This window comes from Thalassotalea crassostreae (genome assembly GCF_001831495.1).
Lineage (GTDB): Bacteria > Pseudomonadota > Gammaproteobacteria > Enterobacterales > Alteromonadaceae > Thalassotalea_A > Thalassotalea_A crassostreae.
In genome coordinates this window covers 2,359,354-2,380,548 of record NZ_CP017689.1, presented here as the reverse complement: position 1 = coordinate 2,380,548, position 21,195 = coordinate 2,359,354, and the positions used below count along the sequence as shown (strand labels likewise).

The window sequence follows — 21,195 nt, the reverse complement described above, 5'->3', positions numbered from 1 at the left end:
TGCCTTTCTTATTCAACTGTTAAATTAGTTAAGTTTTAAAATAATCGGTTTAAGCCATTTAGAGCTGCTACACGAAATGCCTCAGCCATAGTAGGGTAGTTAAACGTTGTCTCAACGAAATAATCAATGTTATTGCCACCATTTGTTTGCTGCATGATAGCTTGACCGATGTGAATGATCTCAGCAGCATTTTCACCAAAACAATGAATACCAAGTATCTCTTTTGTTTCGCGATGGAATAGAAGTTTTAGCGAGCCCACCATAGAGTTAGCAATTTGAGCGCGGGCTAAATGTTTAAATTGTGCACGACCAACTTCATATGGAATCTTTGCTTCAGTCAATTCTATTTCAGTTTTACCAACAGAACTAATTTCAGGAATGGTATAAATACCTGTTGGAATATCAGCAATTAGTTTACCCGCTGAACCGTCATTGATAATAGCACCAGCAGCAATTCGGCCTTGATCGTAAGCTGCACTTGCTAAACTTGGGTAGCCAATAACATCACCTACCGCATAGATATTGTCAACTTCTGTTTGGTAAGCACCATTAACTTTGATTTGACCACGTCCATCGGCAACTAAACCAGCGTTTTCTAAATTCAGCTCCGCGGTATTACCCGTTCGGCCATTGGCGAATAATAGACAATCAGCTTTCATCTTTTTACCTGATTGCAAATGCACTATTACACAGTGGTCAGTTGTTTCTACTTTTTCAATCTGTTCGCCATGACGAATGACAACGCCGTTATTCCATAAGTGATAACTTAGAGAATCTGACATTTCATCATCTAAGAAAGACAACAAACGATCGCGGGTATTTATTAAATCAACTTTGACATCTAAGCCTCTAAAAATAGAAGCATACTCACTACCAATAACACCAGCACCATAGATAATGATTTGTCTAGGGTCATGTTTCAGTGACAAAATACTGTCCGAGTCATAAACGCGATCATGGGTAAAATCGATATCATCTGGATGATACGGTCGAGACCCTGTGGCTATAATGATGTTCTTCGCACTTATCGTTTCAACTGAGTCATCATCTAATGTGATTTTAATGTGATTGGCATCAATAAACTCAGCCTGACCATGAAAATTAGTTACTCTGTTTCGGTTATAAAAACCGGCGCGTAAATTTACTTGCTTATCAATTACCGAAGAAGCATGCGCCAAAATTTCTGGGAAAGTAAGGTGCTTTGGTTGCTCTTCGTTAGCAAACAGCGGATTTGAATTATACTGAATTAATTGGCTTACCGATTGACGCAGCGCTTTTGAAGGGATTGTTCCCCAATGTGTACAGCCGCCACCAACACGCTTATAACGTTCAATAACAGCGACTGTCTGACCTTCTTTCGCCAGTTTCATCGCCGCACCTTCACCGCCAGGACCCGTACCTATGATGATTGAATCATAATCATAATTGTCATTTCTAGATGTTTTATTTGGGTGCTTCTGGGATTTTTGTTGTTTAGCCAATGGGGTGCCTATAGTCGGTCATAAGTTGAATAGTATTTGATGATTATATCGTAACTTTTGCCGTTTATTAAAATAAAATTAAGATTTGAATCAATTTGTTAGCTTTTTTATAGATAAATGACTGTCAATTTGATTTTTAAAGATAGTGAACCATACTAATTATAATGTTTAGAACAAATGATTTAAGAAGGATTTTAAATTGAATCGCCATTTATATGTTGCCGATAACATTGAAGATTTGCAGCTAATTTCTGATGAATTAGAAAAGCAAGGGATCAGTAAACCACAAATGCACTTCATTGAAGATCAGGATGATAACGATCACTTCGATTATTTCTTTCCAGTAAAATATCAAGTTTTCAATGCATTATTTAACGGTGATCACGTAACCTTGTCTTTACTCGTTTTCTCTTTTATTCTCGCATCGGTGAGCTTTTTGCTAGGGTATAGTCAATTACTACTTTTTTGGTTTTTAATCGTAGCCATCTTTTCTGCATATACGCTGTACACTAAACCAAAAGATTTTTTGGTAAATGCCAATGAATCTGCGCTAAATCGTGAAGAGCTTAAGTCTTTTCTACAACAAGGGTGCTCTATCCTATTGCTCGAGGTCAATGCAAATCAAGAAGTTGAATTAAAAAAAATTATCGCTAAACACAATGACGTGGTGTTGGATTCAAAGCATTATTACTCCTAAAAACTATTATCTACATATTCAAATTGTAGAGCAGTTCAATTGTTTATATTCACAGCACACTGTAAGAGAGCCTCGCTTAAGCTGATGACGGTGTACTATTGCATATTTTTAATCAAGTCGACTTAAATTGCCTCCAGTAAAACCCAAAATTCATCCCACATGCTTCTCGAATCAATCGCTTGATCTCGCATCAATTTAAGATCAGATTTTGAAAACCAGCGACCATTCTTAATGACTGCCTCAGGCTCTTGTAATATTGATAAATTGTTTATTGGATTCGTTTTTGAAAAAATAAAATCCGCGTTCAGGTTAGTTTGTATTTTTCCAATCTGTTGTTCAAGATTGAGTGCTTTAGCAGGGGCGATTGTCGCCGCCGCCAATACATCATAGCTACTCATGCCAGACTGTTGCAGCAGGCGCATCTCATTATGAGTGGCAATGCCATGGGGAGAGAGTAGTACGCCTGAATCTGAACCCACTAATAAAGGGACATCGTTTTTGTTTAACTCTTTAGTTATCTGTTGCAAAAATCTTAATTTCTTTTGATTGTACGCAGCCATTTTGTCTGAGGATTGCAACCATCGATCAACCTGATTAAATGAGGTTTCTAAAGCAATGATATCCGGCGTATATTGCGTTGTCGTTTTTTCCAGATAAGCTTGCTTTTCTTGACTGAGTTTAGTTAATTGATAATAGATGTTTAACGTTGGCGTTACCGGCACCTTTGTCACTTTTATATCAGCTATCACAGCAGGCAATTTATCCACTGCAAATTGATGATTAAGCGGGCCTTGAAATATATCTTCGACATGTTCAAATGACTGCAGGTTAGCAAGCATCGAAAGCGACATATTACCTGAGGCATGAGGACCATGCTTTGCCACCGGTATCGCTAATTTGTCACTTTCATCGATGATCGCTGATAGTGTTGTTTGATTAAGATTGCCATAGGCTTTGATTAAGTCATAACCTTGCTCATGGTATTTTCCAATGGCAGCCCTTGCTTCTTCTTCAGTTTCAACGCCATGTTGTAATAGGGCATCTTTATTGCCCGATATAATAGGACTACTTACGGTAGAGCTGCTGCCAATTTGTTTTCCTGACGCTATATTGTCACGCCATTCTAATTGCTTAGGGACACCATTTAAGATCCTTACGTGTGTAACACCATGACTTAAGGTAAATATATAAGCAGCTTCTTCATACATATGAACATGCATATCGATCAATCCAGGGGTTATGTACCCATTAGCACCATCTATGATGTTTATATTTGGCCGCGATAATGAAGGTGTATGATCATCAATAGAGTCAATCTTGCCATCGATAACAACCACTGTTTTTGATTGTAGAACTCGTTGTCTTTCAACATCAATGATATTGACATTGGTCAACACAAAGTCATCGGCATATGGTGGGCTTTTAAGTGTATTAGTTTTGCAAGAAGGGACTAAAAGTATCAGCAATAGCACGGTAAAAGTTTTCATTTGTAAACTCCTTTAAATATAGCTAAGAAGTTAAAATGAAAGTTAGCTGTTGTCGTCCTAGATCAAGTTTTTAGAAGGCTAGTATCTTGATTTTAGACGTTACTTTTAGAGCAGATTTTGAGCTTTATATTCGCTCGGTGTAACACCTGACACCTGCTTGAAGACTTTATTAAATGATGCTTTGGAACTAAATCCTGCATCCGCTGCAATATCGGTAAGAGATTTGTTTTTATTTGCAATTAACCTTTTACAGACGAATTCAACTCGGTAATTGTTGATGTATTCATTGAATGATTTATTGGTGACGACATTAATCGCCCGGGAGATATCTCTTGTTTGCAGGCCTGTTAAGTCACTCAAATTATTGAGGGTTAGCCGAGGGCGAAGGTACCATTTATTGGATGTAATTAACGAGTCGAGTTCACTATATAATGAACTGTAATCATCAGTTTTAGTGTTTTTGTTTACAGCGTTATCAGCAGCAGTATTGGTTTTACTCGCATCTTGAGGAATCTTTTTTATGGTCAGTAATTTTACAATGATGACCATAGTTACAATTAGCCAGATAACGTTGTTAACGCCTTGACCTAAAACATTAAGATCGTAAGAGATCGCGTGTTGCATGTTCAAACGCGCAAGATCAATTAAGTTAAATACAGCTGTGAGCGCTAATATCCAGACTAACCATGTTAATGAAAAGTCGTCTGAATCAGAGCGCTGCTCATCCATAACTTTTTTGTATTTCAATAACAATAAAACGGTAAGTAGGGCATAAGACAATCGCCATAAAGTACCAATACCAATAACAATAGTGACTTGTGATGTTATAAATAAAACAGGAATAACCGGTGCGAGGTGCCAAAAGTGTTGTTTGGATAAGGACTTATTAACGAGTAACTTTATTGCTAAATAAGTTGCTGGCCCAAATAGCATGATAAAAATCGGACTTATTAGATAGATATCACGAGTGAGCCCCGACTCTTCTAGAATATTGATGCAAGAGCCGAAGGAAATCAAAAATAGTAAAACCGCAACGCCTCGATATTCTTTCGATTTAGTCAACCATAATAAGGCTCCACCGAGTATGCTGGTGGCAGTGATCGCGGCTTGGATTAGGTTGACAAAATTTAGATTTTCCATTTAAAAATACTTGTTTTTCAGCTGGTTGAACAGTTCACCATCAATATCGGAACAGTGTGACATGGAATGAGACTATTGTAAAAACTGCTGTAGTGTCTCTAAATGCGTTTTATATTGCTTTAGCAAATCTATATAGCGTCTTAGCGTTGATTAAATTCTACAAGTTCTCTTCGGCCGCCAATAAATTTAGTTGCTAGCATTTTATCGCCCTTAATATCGCTCACGTAGCTAATGTCTTTATTTAGTGTGTAGCGAGTATTTATTTCATTGGTTGTTAAATCGAATTTCCATAGCTGATCATTAGCGTCTATACCATATAGAGCATTATTTTTTAATAAAACATAAGTGCCAAACAGTTTTTGATTGATGGCTGAGAGCTCTAGAATATTTTCACCGTCCTTAAACCAAAAGTTTTTGTTGCGATCAACGTAAACTAACTGATTATTTTCAAAATAAGCCGCCCACAAAACATTTTTAATAGTTAAGTCATTGGCTTCACCTGTACTAATATCGATACTAAATAACTGAGGGATATTATTTTTAATACCGGTTACAAGTAGTTTATCTGGCTCTGTCCAAGACAAAATTGTGTTAATAGCTATTGGCGATTTTAGCGCTATATACGTACCATCCATATTCACTATATTTACTTGATTATTGACATTGACGGCTAAGGTTTGTCCATCTGGTGACCAATAGTATCGAGTGCTACTTAATCCTTTTTCAAATTTTGTTAGTTGAAAGGTTTTACCTTCATCATTTAACCATAACTGACGCGTCCCTGAACGATAGGAAATATAAGAAATTAAGTCGTTATTTGGTTGAAATTTTGCATTGGCGTCAACGGATGTTGAGCGAGACATTACCTCTATATCTGCTTCGACTTGTTTTGTATTGAGGTAACCAATATCAAAATCTTTGCTGCCCAATGTTACCGCAAATCGAGTTTGACTTGGATGATAGCTTGGCGCCCATAATCCAGAGTGATTTGCTGAGTGCATTAGTTGTAGTTCACCGTCAAAACTCAGTCGGTAAATTTTACCTTCTATGTCTGTGATAAAATGTTCACCGTCAGGCGAGAACTGAATTTCAAATCGAGTATATACCGAGTGATCGGCGCTACGTTGTATTTCTGATTCGATTTTAACTTCACCTGCTAAGTTCAATATTCTAAGCATGCTTACGTTATTGCTTGCTATAGCAACGGTTGCCAATAAACCAGATTTTGTCGAATAGTCTAATGAATAGATTTGACCAGGGTGATCATGTGGTACTTCGGTAAGTGTATCTGAGACAGCATTATAAATGACAAGTTTAGGTTGATTATCTTCAACAGCGGGGTGTTGAAGTAAAGCAATTCGCCCGTCGTTTAACCAAGTAGGGTGTGAGGTTTCAACGTCTGCACAATTGTATCGAAGCATGTTGTTAGCATCACCATTCCATGCTTGCGCAAAATCTAAGGTTTGTAGTTGCCAGCATTGTTGCACTTGTGCTGGTTCTGAGGAACAATCTGATTGTAATACAAAGGCTAATTGCGACCCATCTGAAGACCAACTTAGCTGGCTATAGTGTCCAGGTTCAGAACTTAATCGCTCTTCTTGATTATTATTTAAATCTTTTGCCCAAAGGTGACTTTCACATTGTCCAACCATGCGGTTAAAGGCTAAGTATCGACCATCAGGAGAGTATGACGCGTTATATTCTTGTTCATCACTTGCAGTTAATGGTGTGGTCTTTTCATAAATAGATAATTTTGAAGGCGATGCAATAATGATAATTAAAACCGCCGAAATAATTGCCAGTGCAAACAGGATTTTTGATTTTTGTGATGGTGTTTTTTTCTTATTTGGCGCTTTTTCAATGACATTATCTTCCCAACGCACATTAGCTTCTAAGCTGTAGCCTTTTTTGGCATGAGTCTTAATAAATGCCTGCTTTTTACTGTCATCACCAAAGGCTTTTCGTAGCTGAGCAACAGCCCGTTGTAGAGTATTTGGAGCAACGATACTGTTTTCCCAAACGATGTCCATAAGTTCATCATGACTGACAACGTCACCTGCACGTGAAGCTAAAACCTCTAATACTTTTAGTGCCTTAGGTGGGATTGGGGTTGCTTGTTGTTGATGCTGAATTTGATTGCGATTGACATCAATAAAGTAATTATTTACCCAAAATTGTTTGGTCATGAAAAGAACATCCCTTTGATAATTCAATTCAAATCTTACCGCGGTTTTGCCCTAAAAATAAAGCTGAATACTAATAAATCAGCTAAACGTCAGGTTTTTTTCATGTGCTTCAGGTCAAGTGATGGCAAGGTAGAGCCATATTTCAGCAATAAAATGAAAATGAAGTAACACTGCAATCTTATTTTGCAGAAAATAAATTGGAAGCGAAAGGGAACAATGATGAATTTAACGATTAAAAAGATGCTAATGCTTGTTTTGTTGACGGCAATTAGTAATAAAGCTATTTCTAAACAAACAGAGAAACAAACGGATTTAATTGGGCCTTATCTTGGTCAAAAATTACCGGGAACAACACCAGAAGTTTTTGCTCCAGGTATCATTTCAACAAAGAACTGGGAATATGGCGTAGTGTTCTCTCCGGCTCTCAATGAAATGTATTACGTCAGAAAAGATAGTCTTGAATCAGATGCACAGCAACTCCTCGTCGTTTATGAAAAGAAAGATGATAAGTGGCAAGAACGAGTAGTCTCACCAAGATCTGGTACTCCAACATTTTCAGTTGATAACAAAACGATGTTTCTCGGACGAGGATATAAACAACGCACTGAAAATGGTTGGTCAGAAACAAAAAGATTAGGCCCTGACTTTGAACCATTTCGCATCATGCGAGTTACGTCATCATTTAACGGTACATTAGCATTTGATGAAGCAACTAAAGATGGCAAAGGCCTATTACGTTTTTCAACACTGAAAAACGGTAAACGTGCGGCTCCTGAAGCTTTTCCAAAACAAATCAATACAGGTCAATGGAACGCTCACCCATTTATTGCCCCAGACGAAAGCTATGTTATTTGGGATGGGCAGCGCGGAGCTGAGATGGAACACCCTGATTTATTTATTAGCTTTAAACAGCCAAATGGCAGTTGGGGAGAAGCGATTAAATTTGGTGATGAAATCAATACGCCAGCCTCAGAATTTGCTGCACAAGTATCGCCTGATGGAAAGTTTCTTTTTTTCAATCGAAATATGGGCGAAAGGGAAGTCGACACTTTCTGGGTTGATGCTAAAGTGATTGAACAATTAAAACCGGAACACTTAAAAAAACACGCAGCCAATCAAGCGCCGCAAATTATGCCAGCTCAAGCAGTCGGATCTTTTAGGGATATTCCTGCGCTTGATAAATCCTTTATTAACACCGCACCAAAGTCAAATGACTACGCGCTTCAAGCTAACTCGCTTGATTTATCAAAAAATAAAACAGCTAAGATCGTGACATTAGCAAAAGAGATAGGTGAAGGGAAACATGGAAAATATGATAGTTTGCTAATTGCTCATAAAGATAAACTTGTGTTTGAAAGTTATTACCAAAAAGGGCGTTATAACCATGCTCACCCCCAGGCTTCAGCCACCAAAGGGTTAACGAGTATGATTATAGGACGTGCTATACAGTTAGGTTACTTAAGTATAGAAGACTTGGAAAAACCACTTTTGAGTTTTTTAGAAGACATTGATAAATCAAGGTTGGTAAAGGGGGCGGATAAAATCACTTTGCATAAAGCGCTTACAATGCAGGGCGGTTTAACAGTAGATAGGGAAAAATGGCAAGAAATAGAAAAAACTCCAGCATTATTACAAGGGCAAAACTATATACAAAAGCTACTTGAAGTAAGTGAGCCTATTACCGATGGTTCTCAGGTCTACAAATACGGCAACTTCAACCCTATTATGGTGATGAATGTGATAGAAGCTGTCGTACCAGGCACTGCAGAAGAATTTATAAAGGCCGAAGTTTTAGATAAGCTTAATATATCTAACTATCGTTGGGAGACTCATCTAAGTGGTTTACCTCAAGCTGGCTCTCGTTCGAGTATAACCTCACGAGATATGCTCAAGTTAGGCAATATTGTCGCCAACAGTGGTAAATGGCAAGGACAGCAGTTTATTTCAGCCGCTTATCTCGAAAAGGCGACTAATGGTAAGGTAAAACCTAGCGAAGACTGGATCCCAGAAGAATATAGATATGGTTATTTTTGGTATAACGCACCAATAAAAACGAATGGAAAAACTTATAATGCAACTTTTTCCTGGGGAGGCGGCGGACAGCGTGTTGTTGTAGTTGAAGAACTCAGTTTAGTGATTGCTATAACAGGCCACGATCGTGATGATAAGATTATGGCAAAAATTTCAGATGTTGTTATACCTGCGTTCATATAAAAGATTCAAGCATTAGGGCGGTTCGATTGTTTGTATTCACAGCACGCTGGAGGAGGTTGCCGATGTCGCTTAGGCTCGATAACTGCTCCTGCGTTATTCTACCTACAACCATCCTTGGTCTAGTCCTCGAGGATGACGGTGTGCTTTATCTACAATATGTGCATGCTTTATGTGAGTTTATGATTCAATCAGTAGGGCGGTTCTCAATAATTTAAAGCAAATAAAAAAGCCTCAACATTACTGTTGAGGCTTCGTTATAAATGGTGCCGTCTGCCGGAGTCGAACTGGCGACCTACTGATTACAAGTCAGTTGCTCTACCAACTGAGCTAAGACGGCACACTAAACTGTGTGCGATATCTGAAATTAGATTTCGATATCTTGGTGCACCGAATTAATGAAAAATCACTAATTCAAATTTGGTATTAAATAGATGGTGCCTCGACCCGGAATCGAACCAGGGACACGGGGATTTTCAATCCCCTGCTCTACCGACTGAGCTATCGAGGCGTCTCTATTTATTGTCTTTTTGGCTTTGCCTTGAAGACGGGCGCTATTAAACTGTTTTTCGAATCAATCGTCAACTACTTTTTTTAAATTATTTTCTGTTTGCTTAAAATAAATGCAATTTGATTGTTTTATTATCATAAAACTGCAGTTTATTAGCTTTTTGGTAACATCTAGGCTTCGAAATTTTTATTTCGAAGCGAAAACAATAAAGGCTACATTTTGTAGCCTTTGTATAAATTCATAAGTTTTTGTTTATGTTTTTTTTAGTTATTTTCTAAAATTATTCGAATTATTTACTTTGCGGAGTATAACCTTCAATTTTAGGCTCTTTACCTTCGAACAAAAACTCCACCATAATGGTTTCTAAAAACTTACGGTCTTCAGCATTATTTAGTGCAAGTTTATGCTCGTTAATTAACATGGTTTGTTTTTTTAACCAGATGCCCCAAGCTTCTTTGCCGATATTGTCAAAAATACGTTTACCTATGTCGCCAGGGTAAAATTGAAAATCTAAACCATTATCTTCTTTTTTTAAATGCTGACAAAAAACTGTACGACTCATAATATTCTCTTAATTGTTAAATTAGTGCTTACTAATTCTATGTTACTCATTTTTGCAATTCTTCATTTAGCAAAGTGAGCATGGTTTTTGTTGATGCAGCCAAACCTACATTTGCACCGTTGGCAAGATGGTACCAAAGCTGACTTTCATTATCATTAATAATTATACCCGTATCTTCAATTTCTACCATTATCGGTGTGATATCTAAATGAAAATGTGAGAATGTATGACGAAATGGCTCAAGGGTAGTCGTTTTGCTCACCGTTAGTCCATTTTGCTTGGCACATTGATTTATCTCTTTCTCGTGTTCAACTTCATAGAAACTCCAAAGACCGCCCCAAATTCCAGATGGAGGTCTCTTGTACATCAATACTTCGGTATCGTTGTCATCACTTGTTTTGCTAAAAAGCAGCATATTAGTTTGCTTTACTGGCTTTTCTTTTTTCGGTTTTTTACCAGGAAACTCACTTTGTTTATCATGAAAGAATGCTTGGCAATCTTCTTTTAACGGGCAAATACTGCATAGTGGCTTTGAACGTGTACAAACCGTTGCACCTAAATCCATCATTGCCTGATTGTATTTTTCGACGCCGTTGGCTGGCGTTAATTGCTCTGACAGTTTCCACAAACTCTTATCAAAGGCAGCTTGTCCTGGATAACCGGCAACCATATGAAAGCGCGCAAGTACTCGTTTAACATTACCATCAAGTATTGGGTGATGTTGTTTTAAAGACAGCGATAATATTGCTCCCGCTGTCGAGCGGCCAATGCCAGGTAGAGCAATTACTTGTTCTATATCCGTTGGAAACCTGCCATTGTATTGATCGCGAATAATCTTGGCTGATTTATGTAAGTTACGAGCTCTGGCGTAATAGCCAAGCCCTGTCCAATGATGTAATACATTATCTTCATCACTATTAGCTAAATCATTTATGTCAGGAAAAGACGTCATAAACCTTTCATAATAAGGGATAACCGTTGTTACCTGTGTTTGTTGTAACATGATCTCGGAGATCCAAACTCGATAGGGTGTTTTTTGTTGTTGCCAAGGAAAGTGCTTGCGACCTTGTTGTTCAAACCAATTAAGAACGTTTTTGCTAAATGACATACTTTCTACGATTTATTGTAATTTGTAGCGAGTGTAGCTGTTTTAATATGATTGATCTACGACAATAAACAGTCTTTAGTTACAACTATTAACCAGTAATAACTTGGCAATTTTCCACTTAGGCACTAATCTAGCTGCAAGTGATAACGTTTATAATTAGGTATGTTATGAAAATTGAAGCAAAAAACCGTAGTCGTCGTATTCGCAAAAAGATGCGCGTTGATGAATTCCAAGAATTGGGATTTGATGTTGCATGGAAACTTGCAGACGGCACATCGAGTGAAGCAATCGATGAATTTGTTGATAAATTTATTGTCGAAGCAATAGAACCTAATGATTTAGGGTTTGGTGGCGAAGGTGATGTTTTATGGCATGGCTTAATATGTACCCGAAGCTTGGGTAAGTGCACTGAACAAGATCGTAAAACAGTTGAACAATGGCTAACCAAAAATGGTGCTACATCAGTGGCTGTTTCTGAACTGTATGATATTTGGTGGTCGTAATCGCATTAGCGATCGATAAATCGTTCAGTCAATACTAAGGCGCAGTTGAATTCTGTTTAACAAAACAGGATAATATGCGCCTTAAAAATTAATAGCCCACCATAATTAAGAGTAACGAGAACTAACTATGAGCAATAATCATAAGACCGTAGAGCAAGCAGAAGCTGAAGGAAAATATATCCGTAAGGTTCGCAGTTTTGTTAAACGTGAAGGTCGCTTAACTAAAGGTCAAGCACGAGCTCTTGAAACGTTATGGGATACTATGGGCTTAAACCATAGCGATGGCATGATTGACCCGCAGTCGTTATTTGGTAATGAAAAACCTGTGACCTTAGAAATTGGTTTTGGTATGGGTAAATCTTTGGTCGAAATGGCTAAAGCTGCTCCTGAGCGCAACTTTATTGGTATTGAAGTTCATCGCCCCGGCGTTGGCGCTTGTTTAGCGCTTGCGGAAACTGAAGGCGTTGATAATCTAAAAGTATACGAGCACGATGCTATTGAAATTTTGGCTGACTGTATTCCTGGCAACTGCATCGACCGAGTGCAGTTATTTTTCCCTGATCCGTGGCATAAAGCCAAACATCACAAACGCCGTATTGTAAAACCAGAGTTTATTGAAAGCATTCGCGGTGTCTTAGCGGTTGGTGGTGTATTTCATATGGCAACCGATTGGGAAAACTACGCAGAATGTATGGTAGAAGATATGAGCACAGCTCCAGGTTTTAAAAACCAATCTGAAACCAATGATTATGTACCTCGTCCAGAGCACCGTCCATTAACCAAGTTTGAGAATCGTGGCCAAAAGCTAGGCCATGGTGTTTGGGACATGATGTACGAAAAAATCGATTAATTGAATACATAAATGAATTTATATAAAAATGGCGCTAACTAGCGCCATTTTTGTTTATCGTACAATTAAAAATTAAGTTAGACACGTTTAGCAATGTAGCTGTCGTAATCAGGAATTGATTTTGGATATTCTGCATCGAATAAGGTTGAGTGAATCAATAAATCAGCGGTTGATTGATTACAAGCTACTGGAATATTCCAAACCGCAGCTAAGCGAAGTAGGGCTTTGACATCGGGGTCATGAGGTTGCGCTTCTAATGGATCCCAAAAGAATATCAGCATATCTATTTTTTGTTCAGTGATCAGCGCACCGATTTGTTGGTCGCCGCCGAGCGGACCTGAAATCAATGAACATATATCTAAGTTCGCTTTAGCCTTTAGTACCGAGCCAGTTGTACCTGTTGCATACAAGGTATGATTAGATAGCTTTTCTTTATGCACTGCGCACCACTTAAGTAGAGCTGGTTTCATATTATCGTGGGCAACAAGAGCAATATGTTTATTTTTAGCTGCTGTAACTGTTTTAAATTGCATAGGGTATGTTTACAACCTTTGAATGATTTAAAGCATAATTTATTCGTTAGTAATTTATAAATTAGAGCAATTAAAAGCCAGGTGCAACAAGTAACTATTTATAAAATGTTACTGAAGATACAACAACCTCGGTCAATAAATGCATGGAGCAAGCTTATGTTGTGTATGCCTAAGCCGTATTAGCGCTAGCATCATGTACATAGTGCTTATTTAAATTCGAGTAGATGTCGATTCTCTGTTTTTGTTAATTCGCCATTCAACTCTTTATATGCTTTTTTAAAATCGCTGCGTAAATGTGACTTCAACTGTTTGCTGATAACCGCAGGTTTAATGTTTTTTAAATGGGCAAACACTGCAAGACAGTAAACTGTCTCTTGTTCAGGTAAGGCGACCTCTCGATTAGCCATTTTGTTGTAACAACTGCCACAACCACCTTTGAATTGATATGCGGTATTTGCAAACATCACACCAAAGCCCATCATTATGGCAATGACATCAGCCGCTTGTGGTAAAAACTCTTTACCCCCAGGTGGTAGTTTCGCCTTTTGCATTACTAAGATACTCGCCAATGTTTGTGCAAAAGATGCAACTAAATCTTGTGGTTGGTTAATTTGTTGCGGATTAAAACTGACATAGATATGTTTATTCGCCGTTTCAGAGTAATCATTACTGACAATTGTGTTATCAATTGATGAGCTTTGTAATTCTGCTTTGGGCATACGATAAGCACCATTAACGCTTAGGTTAGGGAATTGCTTATAGTTAATGTTTGATTGAAATTCTTGTGGCGTGATCAATTTGATTGGCCAATGACTCATTCCCGCATAATCAACCGTTCTATCAAATACCGACTGCGCCATTTCTAAAATGCTAGACACGCTGCCTGGATAGAACTCATTGGTTGGTAATATCAGTTTAGAATGATTGTCAAAATAAGACGCATCGAACTCTTTGATTGCCCAGGCAAAGGTATCTAAAATCCAATCTCGAGAGCCGCTGTCTAACAGTGGTGTTGTTTTAAAAAGTTGTTGAAACATAATGATTATAAAATCTTATTATTGGGAATATAAATCTATACACGACTAAGCATGGCTTAGCTTAAACTAATTTAGCTTAAACTAACTTAGCTTAAATTAGCTGAGCACGATTAAAAGATAAAAACATTTATATCATAATCTCTAGATTCAATTTAACCAAGAATTATAAAGTGCATTTTTATCGTCGCTCAGGCTCTGTTTTAAACTAATGAAAACTAACCTGAGTAAATAGTAATCGATAGTGAATAATAGCGATAAATAATCGCTACTATCTATTGTTTAATCCGTCGTTATATCTTACCGTGGTTGTATATACCCCTAACGTTTATTTCTAATATAAGAATCTACTTAGCATGCGATTTATTCACACCTCGGACTGGCATATTGGCCGCCTTTTTCAAAATGTATCTTTACTCGAAGATCAACTTTATGCGTTAGCACAAGTCAAAGAATATGCTGTGCAATATAATGTCGACGCATTACTTGTTAGTGGCGATATTTTTGACCGAGCCATACCTCCGGCTAATGCGGTAAAAGCGTTGGATGATTTTATAAACGATTTTATTGAAACTGTTAATATTCCTATTGTGATGATTTCTGGTAATCACGATTCAAGTGACAGATTAAGCTTCGGTGCTAAACAAATGTCTAATGCCGGTGTGCATTTGCTCACATCAATAAAGGACTGCGAAAAACCGGTGATAATAGAAGCGAGCGGGGAAAAACTGGCTCTGTTTGGTATTCCTTATCATGACCCTGTGCAAGTAAGAGAGGTATTTGCCGATGAAGTTAGCGAATTGCCGATCAAAACTTACGATCAAGCTCACACATTTTTAGCCGAAAAAATAAAAGCGGGTTTTGAGCACTGCGATGGTATGGCAAAAATATTGTTGAGTCACTGTTTTATTGATGGTGCAAGCGAGTCTGACTCAGAAAGACCGCTGTCTATTGGTGGCGCCGATAGAGTAAGTTACCAACCGTTAATTGACTTTGATTATGTCGCCCTTGGCCATTTACATGGGCCGCAATATAAAGGGGAAGAGCATATTCGCTATTGTGGCTCACTATTGAAGTATTCTTTTTCTGAGCATAAACAGAAAAAAGGCGTGACCTTAGTTGAAATCAAAGAAGGTAATGTTGAGCATCAACATCTCGATATTAAACCCAAACACAACATGCGAATTATTGAAGGTGAGTTGCAGCAACTGATTGATGACGGTAAAAATGACCAACATCAACACGACTATATTCTCGCGCGATTAACCGATAAACAATTAATGTTAGATCCGATGGGGCGATTGCGGTCGGTCTACCCTAATACGTTGCAAATAGAACGTACAAATTTTGATAACTTAGAAGCAAAAAAGCTTAAATCTGAAAGCAGTGCTACTGGTCAAAATCAACGAGATGAAAAGCAAGTGTTTAGCGATTTCTTTTCGCAAGTAATGGACAGTGAGTTGACTGAGCAACAAATTACAATTATAGAAAACACTATCAAACAAGCGCGCAGTGCTATGGAGGATGAGTAATGAAATTCATTAACTTAAACCTGCAAGCATTTGGTCCTTTTGCCGGTACTGAATCAATTGATTTTAATGAACTAGGCGACAATCCATTATTCCTAATTGATGGCCCGACAGGCGCTGGTAAGTCTTCAATATTGCACGCCATTTGTTTTGCTTTATATGGTGAAACCACTGATGAAGAACGTAAAGATGTTGGTCTTCGATGTGACAATGCTAAGGCTGAAACCTTAACTCAGGTCTGTTTACGGTTTGCAATCGGCGAGCAGCAATACCAGATCACTCGAATGCCAACGCAGCGCAGAAAAGCAAAACGTGGCGATGGAGAAACCGAACAAAAAACTGAAGCACATTTAGTGAAGATTCTCAGTGACGGCACTGAGCAAACGTTAGTTGCTAAAAAGAAGAAAGATGCTGATGATGAGATCAAGCGCATTATTGGATTAACCGCTGAGCAATTTCGGCAAGTAATGGTGTTACCGCAAGGCAAATTTAGACAATTATTGTTAGCCAATTCAAGCGAACGCCAGCAAATTTTATCCACTTTGTTTCAAACTGAAATTTATCAACGAATCGAGCAAAATTTAAAACAACAAGCGAACGAAATAGAACGTGAATACGCAAAGTTTAATGACCAGATCCTTGAGTCACTAAAAGAAGCCTATGTCGATGATAAAGAACAGTTAAACGCAGAGCACGAAAGCGCAATTGAACAAACAAAGTTGTGTGAACAGCAAAAATTAAAACTTGATCAGCAACGACAAACTGCTCTGCAGGCGTTTAAATCTGCACAGCAATTACTTGATACCTTCAGCCTTTATAACAATAAGAAAAAACAAAGCAGCGAACTCGAACAACAACTGCCCATTATTAATGGTTTAGTAAATTCGATCAAACGAGCGAAGCAAGCCGATGGCCTTCGGCCAGATCATTTAGCACTAATGCAGTGTAATAACGATCTAACTGACAACGACAACAAATTAAACACAGTTATTAAACAACAGCAAGTGCTGACTGTTGATATTGAAAGAGCTCAAAATGAACTGCAGAAAGCAATTAAAGAGCACGGAAAAAGAGATGATTTACTTAAACTCAAATCTAACTATGCAGGTTATGTAGACGGCTTAGCGAAACTTGAGCAGCTGTATACAGAAAAGCAAACTTGTCAGCAAAAGTTGCTACAAGCGCAGACTTATAAGAAAGCAGCGGAAGAAAAAATTGCTGAAAACCAACAGCGAAGTGAAGTAGGCCTGCAGAAAATTGAACATCTACAGCAGCAATTAGAAGGCTTAGCTGATTTGCAATTAAGGCAACAACAATTGCAGCAACAAAACGGCTTATTTGTTCAGCGTGATCAACTGCTGTTAAAAATAACCAACAGCCAACCTATGATAATTAAAAAACAACAGCAATTAAGCGATGCAAGCGAACAATATACACAAGCTGTAGAGCACGCTAATCGTTTAGAAATGCATTGGCATACTAATCAGGCAGCAATGTTGGCACAATCATTAAAAATCGGTGAATCTTGCCCTGTCTGTGGCGCTACTGAACATCCTGAACCTGCGACGTTAGAGCAACAACATGCAGTAAGCAAAGAAAGTGTTGAGCAGGCAAGACATCAGCAACAGCAGTTACAAAATTCAAAAAATAATGTTGATAAAGAGTTGTCTTCTTTAACCTTACAAGTCCAGCAATGGCAGCAACAAGTCACTGAGCTAGAACAACAGTTAGGTGGTGCAGTTAATAGTGACCGTCAACAAATGGCACAAGATTTAATTGCTTTAGATAAACAAATAACAGAATTACAAAAAGGGAAGTTGAACTTACCGAAATGGCGAGAGCTGCGCGATAAATTACAAAATGAATTGTTGCCATTGACTCAGTTAGTGACTAAGCATGACGAGGAGGCGAGTCGCTTCCAACAGCAATTTGTTGCAGCGACAACCACCTTTGAAAATGCGGAAAGCGCCATTCCTGAAAACTTTAGAAATTTAGACGTGTTGCAAAAAGCTCAATTTGATAATGAGCAACGTATTGAATTAATTGAGTTTAATTATAACAAGGCAACTAAACAGGTACAGCAATTAAGCAACCAAGATAGTGCTCTACAAGGTAGTAAAAAACAGTTACAAGACAATAAGTCGCAATTACTGCAACGCCAGGAGCAATTAACAGAAATTTGGCAGCAAGCGATTAATAAATCTGATTTTTCTAATGAGCAAGAGTTTAAGCAAGCTTTGCTTGAACAACAGCAGCTAAATGAATTGCAGCAAAAAGTTGATACATTTAACGAGCTTCAACAATCGTTGGCAGGTGAAATTAAATTATTAACGCAACAACTTGAAGGCAAACAAGAGCCAAATATAGAGCGGTTAACGCAAGCTCGAGCTAAGGCGGAAAATGACTTTGTTGATAGTGAAAAATTGTGGCAAGGCGCTCAGCAAAAACAAATTAAGTTAAACGATATCATTGAAAAAATTGCCCGTATTGAAAGTGAGCAGCAGCAAAACAAAGAACAATTTGAACAAATTGGTACCTTAGCAAGAGCTGCCGGCGGCAAAGGCAAAGTGAGAGTGTCTCTTGAGCGCTTTGTCTTGGGGGACTTGCTTGATAGCGTTCTAATGATTGCCAGTAAGCGATTACAAATTATGAGCAAAGGCCAATATTGTTTAGTGCGTCAAGATGAGGGGCTGCAAAAGCGAAACGTTACTGCCGGTTTGGATTTGGCTATTGATGATGCTTACACCGGTAAAACTAGGCCGGTATCGACGCTTTCTGGCGGAGAATCGTTTTTAGCATCACTGGCGTTAGCACTGGCGTTGAGCGATGTTGTGCAGCAACGCTCTGGGGGAATATTGCTCGATACGTTATTTATTGACGAAGGCTTTGGAAGTCTTGATCAAGAAAGCTTACAGTTAGCAATTCAAACCTTAGTCGACTTGCAGCAAACCGGGCGTACTATCGGCATTATTTCCCATGTCAGTGAATTAAAAGAACAAATGGCTCTTAGAGTCGATGTTAAAAGTTCAAAGACCGGTAGCAGCATCAGCACGTTTACCAACTAAGTATTTAATTTTAAATAGAACGAAAAGCTTGAACAGGAAGAGCGAATGTTAAATAGGTTAGCCAACACCATAGTCGTACTCGATTTCGAAACAACAGGACTATCACCGGCAACAGGTGATCGAGCAATTGAAATTGGTGCAGTTCGATTGCAAAACGGAGTCGTGGTTGACTCTTTTCAGCAATTAATGAACCCAGGACAACGGGTTAATAGTTTTATCGAGCAATACACAGGGATCAGCAACGAGATGTTAGCCGATGCGCCAAGTTGTGAGCAGGTGATGAACGACTTTGCTGATTATATTGGCGATGATAACCTACTTGCCCATAACGCGTCTTTTGATAAAAAGTTTTTAGATGCCGAATTGCAACGAGTAGGGCGCAGTTATTCTGGTCAATTTGCGTGTTCATTATTAGTTTCAAGGCGTGTATATCAAGATGCACCCAATCACAGGTTAGGTACGTTAGTTAAGTACAAAGATATCGCCAGTGATGGAGATTTCCATAGGGCGTTATTCGACTCACAAATGACGGCGAAATTGTGGCTAGAAATATTGTCGGATATCGAAACTAAATACCAGATAGAGCAAGTAGACTTTAATCTAATCAAAAAATTATCGTCGCTATCCAAAGCAAAGGTAGATGGTTACTTGCGAAGCATTAGTTAGATTTATCCTTGTAAATAGCGTCTAGCGGCGACGTTATGCGATATAGCCTGTGCAATTTTATATTCAATCGCTTATAGTATGGCAACGGTTAATTATGGGCGAATTTAAATAATTCATTAACCAATTTCAATACAGTTAATTAATACCTCAATTATAAAAATACCACAGGTATAAAACAAAAGAGAGCAACATGACTCATCAATCAACGGAATTTTTAGGCCATCCGAAAGGCCTATTTTTACTTTTTGGTACCGAAATGTGGGAACGTTTCAGTTACTACGGTATGCGTGCCATATTGGTACTTTATTTAGTTGCAACCGTTCAAGAGGGCGGTTTTGGCTGGAGTAACTCAGAAGCACTAGCCTTATATGGCTGGTTTACCATGGCAGTTTACTTAACTCCGGTATTAGGTGGTTGGATAGCTGACAATGTTTTAGGCCAGCGAAAAAGTATCATCATCGGTGGTCTTTTAATGGCTGCGGGACATTTTACTTTAGGTACACCTCAAGAAGTCTTTGGCGGCGGCGCTGAAAATGCATTTTATATCGGCTTAGTGTTACTGTGTTGTGGTAATGGTATGTTTAAACCAAATATCTCAACTCTCGTAGGTGATTTATACGAGCAAGGCGATACTAGACGAGATGGCGCGTTTACTATCTTCTACATGGGCATCAACATCGGTGCTTTCGTGGCACCGCTTGTTGTTGGTTATGTAGGTGAAAAAATTGACTGGCAACTGGGCTTTATCTGCGCAGGTGTTGGTATGTTAATTTCTGTTGCAATGCAGTTAGCATTAGCGAAAAAGTATCTTGGTGAAATTGGTGTAAAACCATCAGCTCATCATATCGCTGTTGCTGGCGAGTCGTCTGCAAAAGACAAACCTCTAACCGCTGAAGAAAAAGACAGAGTTAAAGTAATCGTCATAATGTCTGTCATTTCAATCGTATTTTGGGTTGGTTACGAGCAAGGTGGTGGTTTACTTAACATCTACGCAAAAGACTTTACTGACTTAAATGTTCTTGGCTGGGAAATGCCAGCATCATGGTTACAAGCAGTAAGTGCATTGTTCGTAATTATCTTTGCACCTGTTTTCGCAAGTTTGTGGATTAAACTTGGTGACAAACAGCCGCCTTCACCGAAGAAATTTGCCTATTCATTGATATTTGTCGGTGTCGGTTTCTTATTTATGATGGCTGCTACATTGCAACAAGGCGGTGATATTAACGCTAAAGTCAGTGTTCTTTACTTGATTATGACGTATTTATTCTTAGTATTTGGTGAACTTTGTATTTCACCAATTGGTTTATCGTTAGTGTCAAAAATTGCACCAATTAAATTCTTATCATTATTGATGGGGGTTTGGTTTGCTTGTTCGGCAATTGCGAACAAGGTTGCTGGTCTTGTTGGTGGTATGATTGGTGAAGGACAAGAGCAAATTGATAATGCTTTTGGTATTTTTGCCGGCCTTACGGTTAGCGGATTTGTTGCTGGTATCCTAGTATTCTTTATGGCCGATAAACTGGTTGAATGGATGCACGGCGCTGAAGATAAGTCATTGGCAGAGCCAAAAGTTGAGCACAGCGAACTTGATCAAGATCCGGTTTAACTGAGCAAACGTTTAAAAACTAAAAA

16 protein-coding genes and 2 tRNA genes are annotated in these 21,195 nt (G+C 38.4%); 8 read left to right on the top strand and 10 right to left on the bottom strand.

Going from position 1 to position 21,195, the window contains the following annotated elements; genetic code table 11:
• Positions 1 to 35 precede the first annotated feature (35 nt).
• Positions 36 to 1,481 (bottom strand): Si-specific NAD(P)(+) transhydrogenase, encoded by a 1,446-nt coding sequence (sthA, locus tag LT090_RS10140; RefSeq protein WP_068545377.1) that lies wholly within the window; start codon positions 1,479 to 1,481, stop codon positions 36 to 38.
• A 199-nt stretch (positions 1,482 to 1,680) separates the two neighbouring features.
• Here sthA and LT090_RS10135 point away from each other — a divergent pair, with 199 nt between their 5' ends.
• Positions 1,681 to 2,178 (top strand): hypothetical protein, encoded by a 498-nt coding sequence (locus LT090_RS10135; RefSeq protein ID WP_068545378.1) that lies wholly within the window; start codon positions 1,681 to 1,683, stop codon positions 2,176 to 2,178.
• Between the two features lie 122 nt (positions 2,179 to 2,300).
• Here LT090_RS10135 and LT090_RS10130 read toward each other — a convergent pair whose 3' ends face one another.
• The 3 genes from LT090_RS10130 to LT090_RS10120 form a co-directional block, all read right to left on the bottom strand.
• A complete protein-coding gene (locus LT090_RS10130) occupies positions 2,301 to 3,665 on the bottom strand; it encodes an amidohydrolase family protein (protein WP_068545379.1) in 1,365 nt (454 codons plus the stop codon).
• A gap of 105 nt (positions 3,666 to 3,770) precedes the next feature.
• Positions 3,771 to 4,805, bottom strand: a complete 1,035-nt coding sequence (locus tag LT090_RS10125) for a helix-turn-helix domain-containing protein (protein ID WP_068545380.1) — start codon at positions 4,803 to 4,805, stop codon at positions 3,771 to 3,773.
• 140 nt (positions 4,806 to 4,945) lie between these two features.
• On the bottom strand, positions 4,946 to 6,991 hold the full coding sequence (locus LT090_RS10120; RefSeq protein WP_068545381.1) for a winged helix-turn-helix domain-containing protein: 2,046 nt from the start codon (positions 6,989 to 6,991) through the stop codon (positions 4,946 to 4,948).
• Positions 6,992 to 7,207: 216 nt separating this feature from the next.
• Here LT090_RS10120 and LT090_RS10115 point away from each other — a divergent pair, with 216 nt between their 5' ends.
• Positions 7,208 to 9,205, top strand: coding sequence for a serine hydrolase domain-containing protein (locus tag LT090_RS10115; protein WP_082897076.1), 1,998 nt, complete (start codon positions 7,208 to 7,210; stop codon positions 9,203 to 9,205).
• A gap of 261 nt (positions 9,206 to 9,466) precedes the next feature.
• On the opposite strand, the gene LT090_RS10110 is transcribed toward LT090_RS10115, so the two are convergent.
• The 4 genes from LT090_RS10110 to mutY all read right to left on the bottom strand — a co-directional run bounded on the left by LT090_RS10110 (position 9,467) and on the right by mutY (position 11,383).
• Positions 9,467 to 9,542 (bottom strand) — tRNA-Thr (locus tag LT090_RS10110).
• Positions 9,543 to 9,637: 95 nt separating this feature from the next.
• Positions 9,638 to 9,713, bottom strand: a tRNA-Phe gene (locus LT090_RS10105).
• A gap of 289 nt (positions 9,714 to 10,002) precedes the next feature.
• Entirely contained in the window at positions 10,003 to 10,275 is a 273-nt protein-coding gene (locus tag LT090_RS10100; protein ID WP_068545383.1) for an oxidative damage protection protein, read from the bottom strand.
• A 46-nt stretch (positions 10,276 to 10,321) separates the two neighbouring features.
• Positions 10,322 to 11,383, bottom strand: a complete 1,062-nt coding sequence (gene mutY, locus LT090_RS10095; RefSeq protein ID WP_068545384.1) for an A/G-specific adenine glycosylase — start codon at positions 11,381 to 11,383, stop codon at positions 10,322 to 10,324.
• 167 nt (positions 11,384 to 11,550) lie between these two features.
• Here mutY and LT090_RS10090 point away from each other — a divergent pair, with 167 nt between their 5' ends.
• A complete protein-coding gene (locus tag LT090_RS10090; RefSeq protein ID WP_068545385.1) occupies positions 11,551 to 11,886 on the top strand; it encodes a YggL family protein in 336 nt (111 codons plus the stop codon).
• Between the two features lie 127 nt (positions 11,887 to 12,013).
• The gene (gene trmB / locus LT090_RS10085; protein WP_068545386.1) at positions 12,014 to 12,736 is read left to right on the top strand and encodes a tRNA (guanosine(46)-N7)-methyltransferase TrmB; all 723 of its coding nucleotides are present in this window, start codon (positions 12,014 to 12,016) and stop codon (positions 12,734 to 12,736) included.
• A 77-nt stretch (positions 12,737 to 12,813) separates the two neighbouring features.
• Here trmB and LT090_RS10080 read toward each other — a convergent pair whose 3' ends face one another.
• Together LT090_RS10080 and LT090_RS10075 are read right to left on the bottom strand one after the other, a co-directional pair.
• Positions 12,814 to 13,269 (bottom strand): methylglyoxal synthase, encoded by a 456-nt coding sequence (locus LT090_RS10080; protein ID WP_068545387.1) that lies wholly within the window; start codon positions 13,267 to 13,269, stop codon positions 12,814 to 12,816.
• A gap of 206 nt (positions 13,270 to 13,475) precedes the next feature.
• Entirely contained in the window at positions 13,476 to 14,306 is an 831-nt protein-coding gene (locus LT090_RS10075) for a hypothetical protein (RefSeq protein WP_068545388.1), read from the bottom strand.
• A gap of 353 nt (positions 14,307 to 14,659) precedes the next feature.
• Here LT090_RS10075 and LT090_RS10070 point away from each other — a divergent pair, with 353 nt between their 5' ends.
• From LT090_RS10070 to LT090_RS10055, 4 genes are all read left to right on the top strand, one after another.
• A complete protein-coding gene (locus LT090_RS10070) occupies positions 14,660 to 15,835 on the top strand; it encodes an exonuclease SbcCD subunit D (RefSeq protein WP_068545389.1) in 1,176 nt (391 codons plus the stop codon).
• Positions 15,835 to 18,897, top strand: coding sequence for an AAA family ATPase (locus LT090_RS10065; protein WP_068545390.1), 3,063 nt, complete (start codon positions 15,835 to 15,837; stop codon positions 18,895 to 18,897). The genes LT090_RS10070 and LT090_RS10065 overlap by 1 nt, the downstream gene beginning before the upstream one ends.
• A 45-nt stretch (positions 18,898 to 18,942) precedes the next feature.
• Complete coding sequence (locus tag LT090_RS10060) at positions 18,943 to 19,563, top strand: 3'-5' exonuclease (protein ID WP_068545391.1); 621 nt, start codon at positions 18,943 to 18,945, stop codon at positions 19,561 to 19,563.
• A 190-nt stretch (positions 19,564 to 19,753) separates the two neighbouring features.
• On the top strand, positions 19,754 to 21,169 hold the full coding sequence (locus LT090_RS10055; RefSeq protein ID WP_068545392.1) for a peptide MFS transporter: 1,416 nt from the start codon (positions 19,754 to 19,756) through the stop codon (positions 21,167 to 21,169).
• The last annotated feature ends 26 nt before the right edge of the window (positions 21,170 to 21,195 follow it).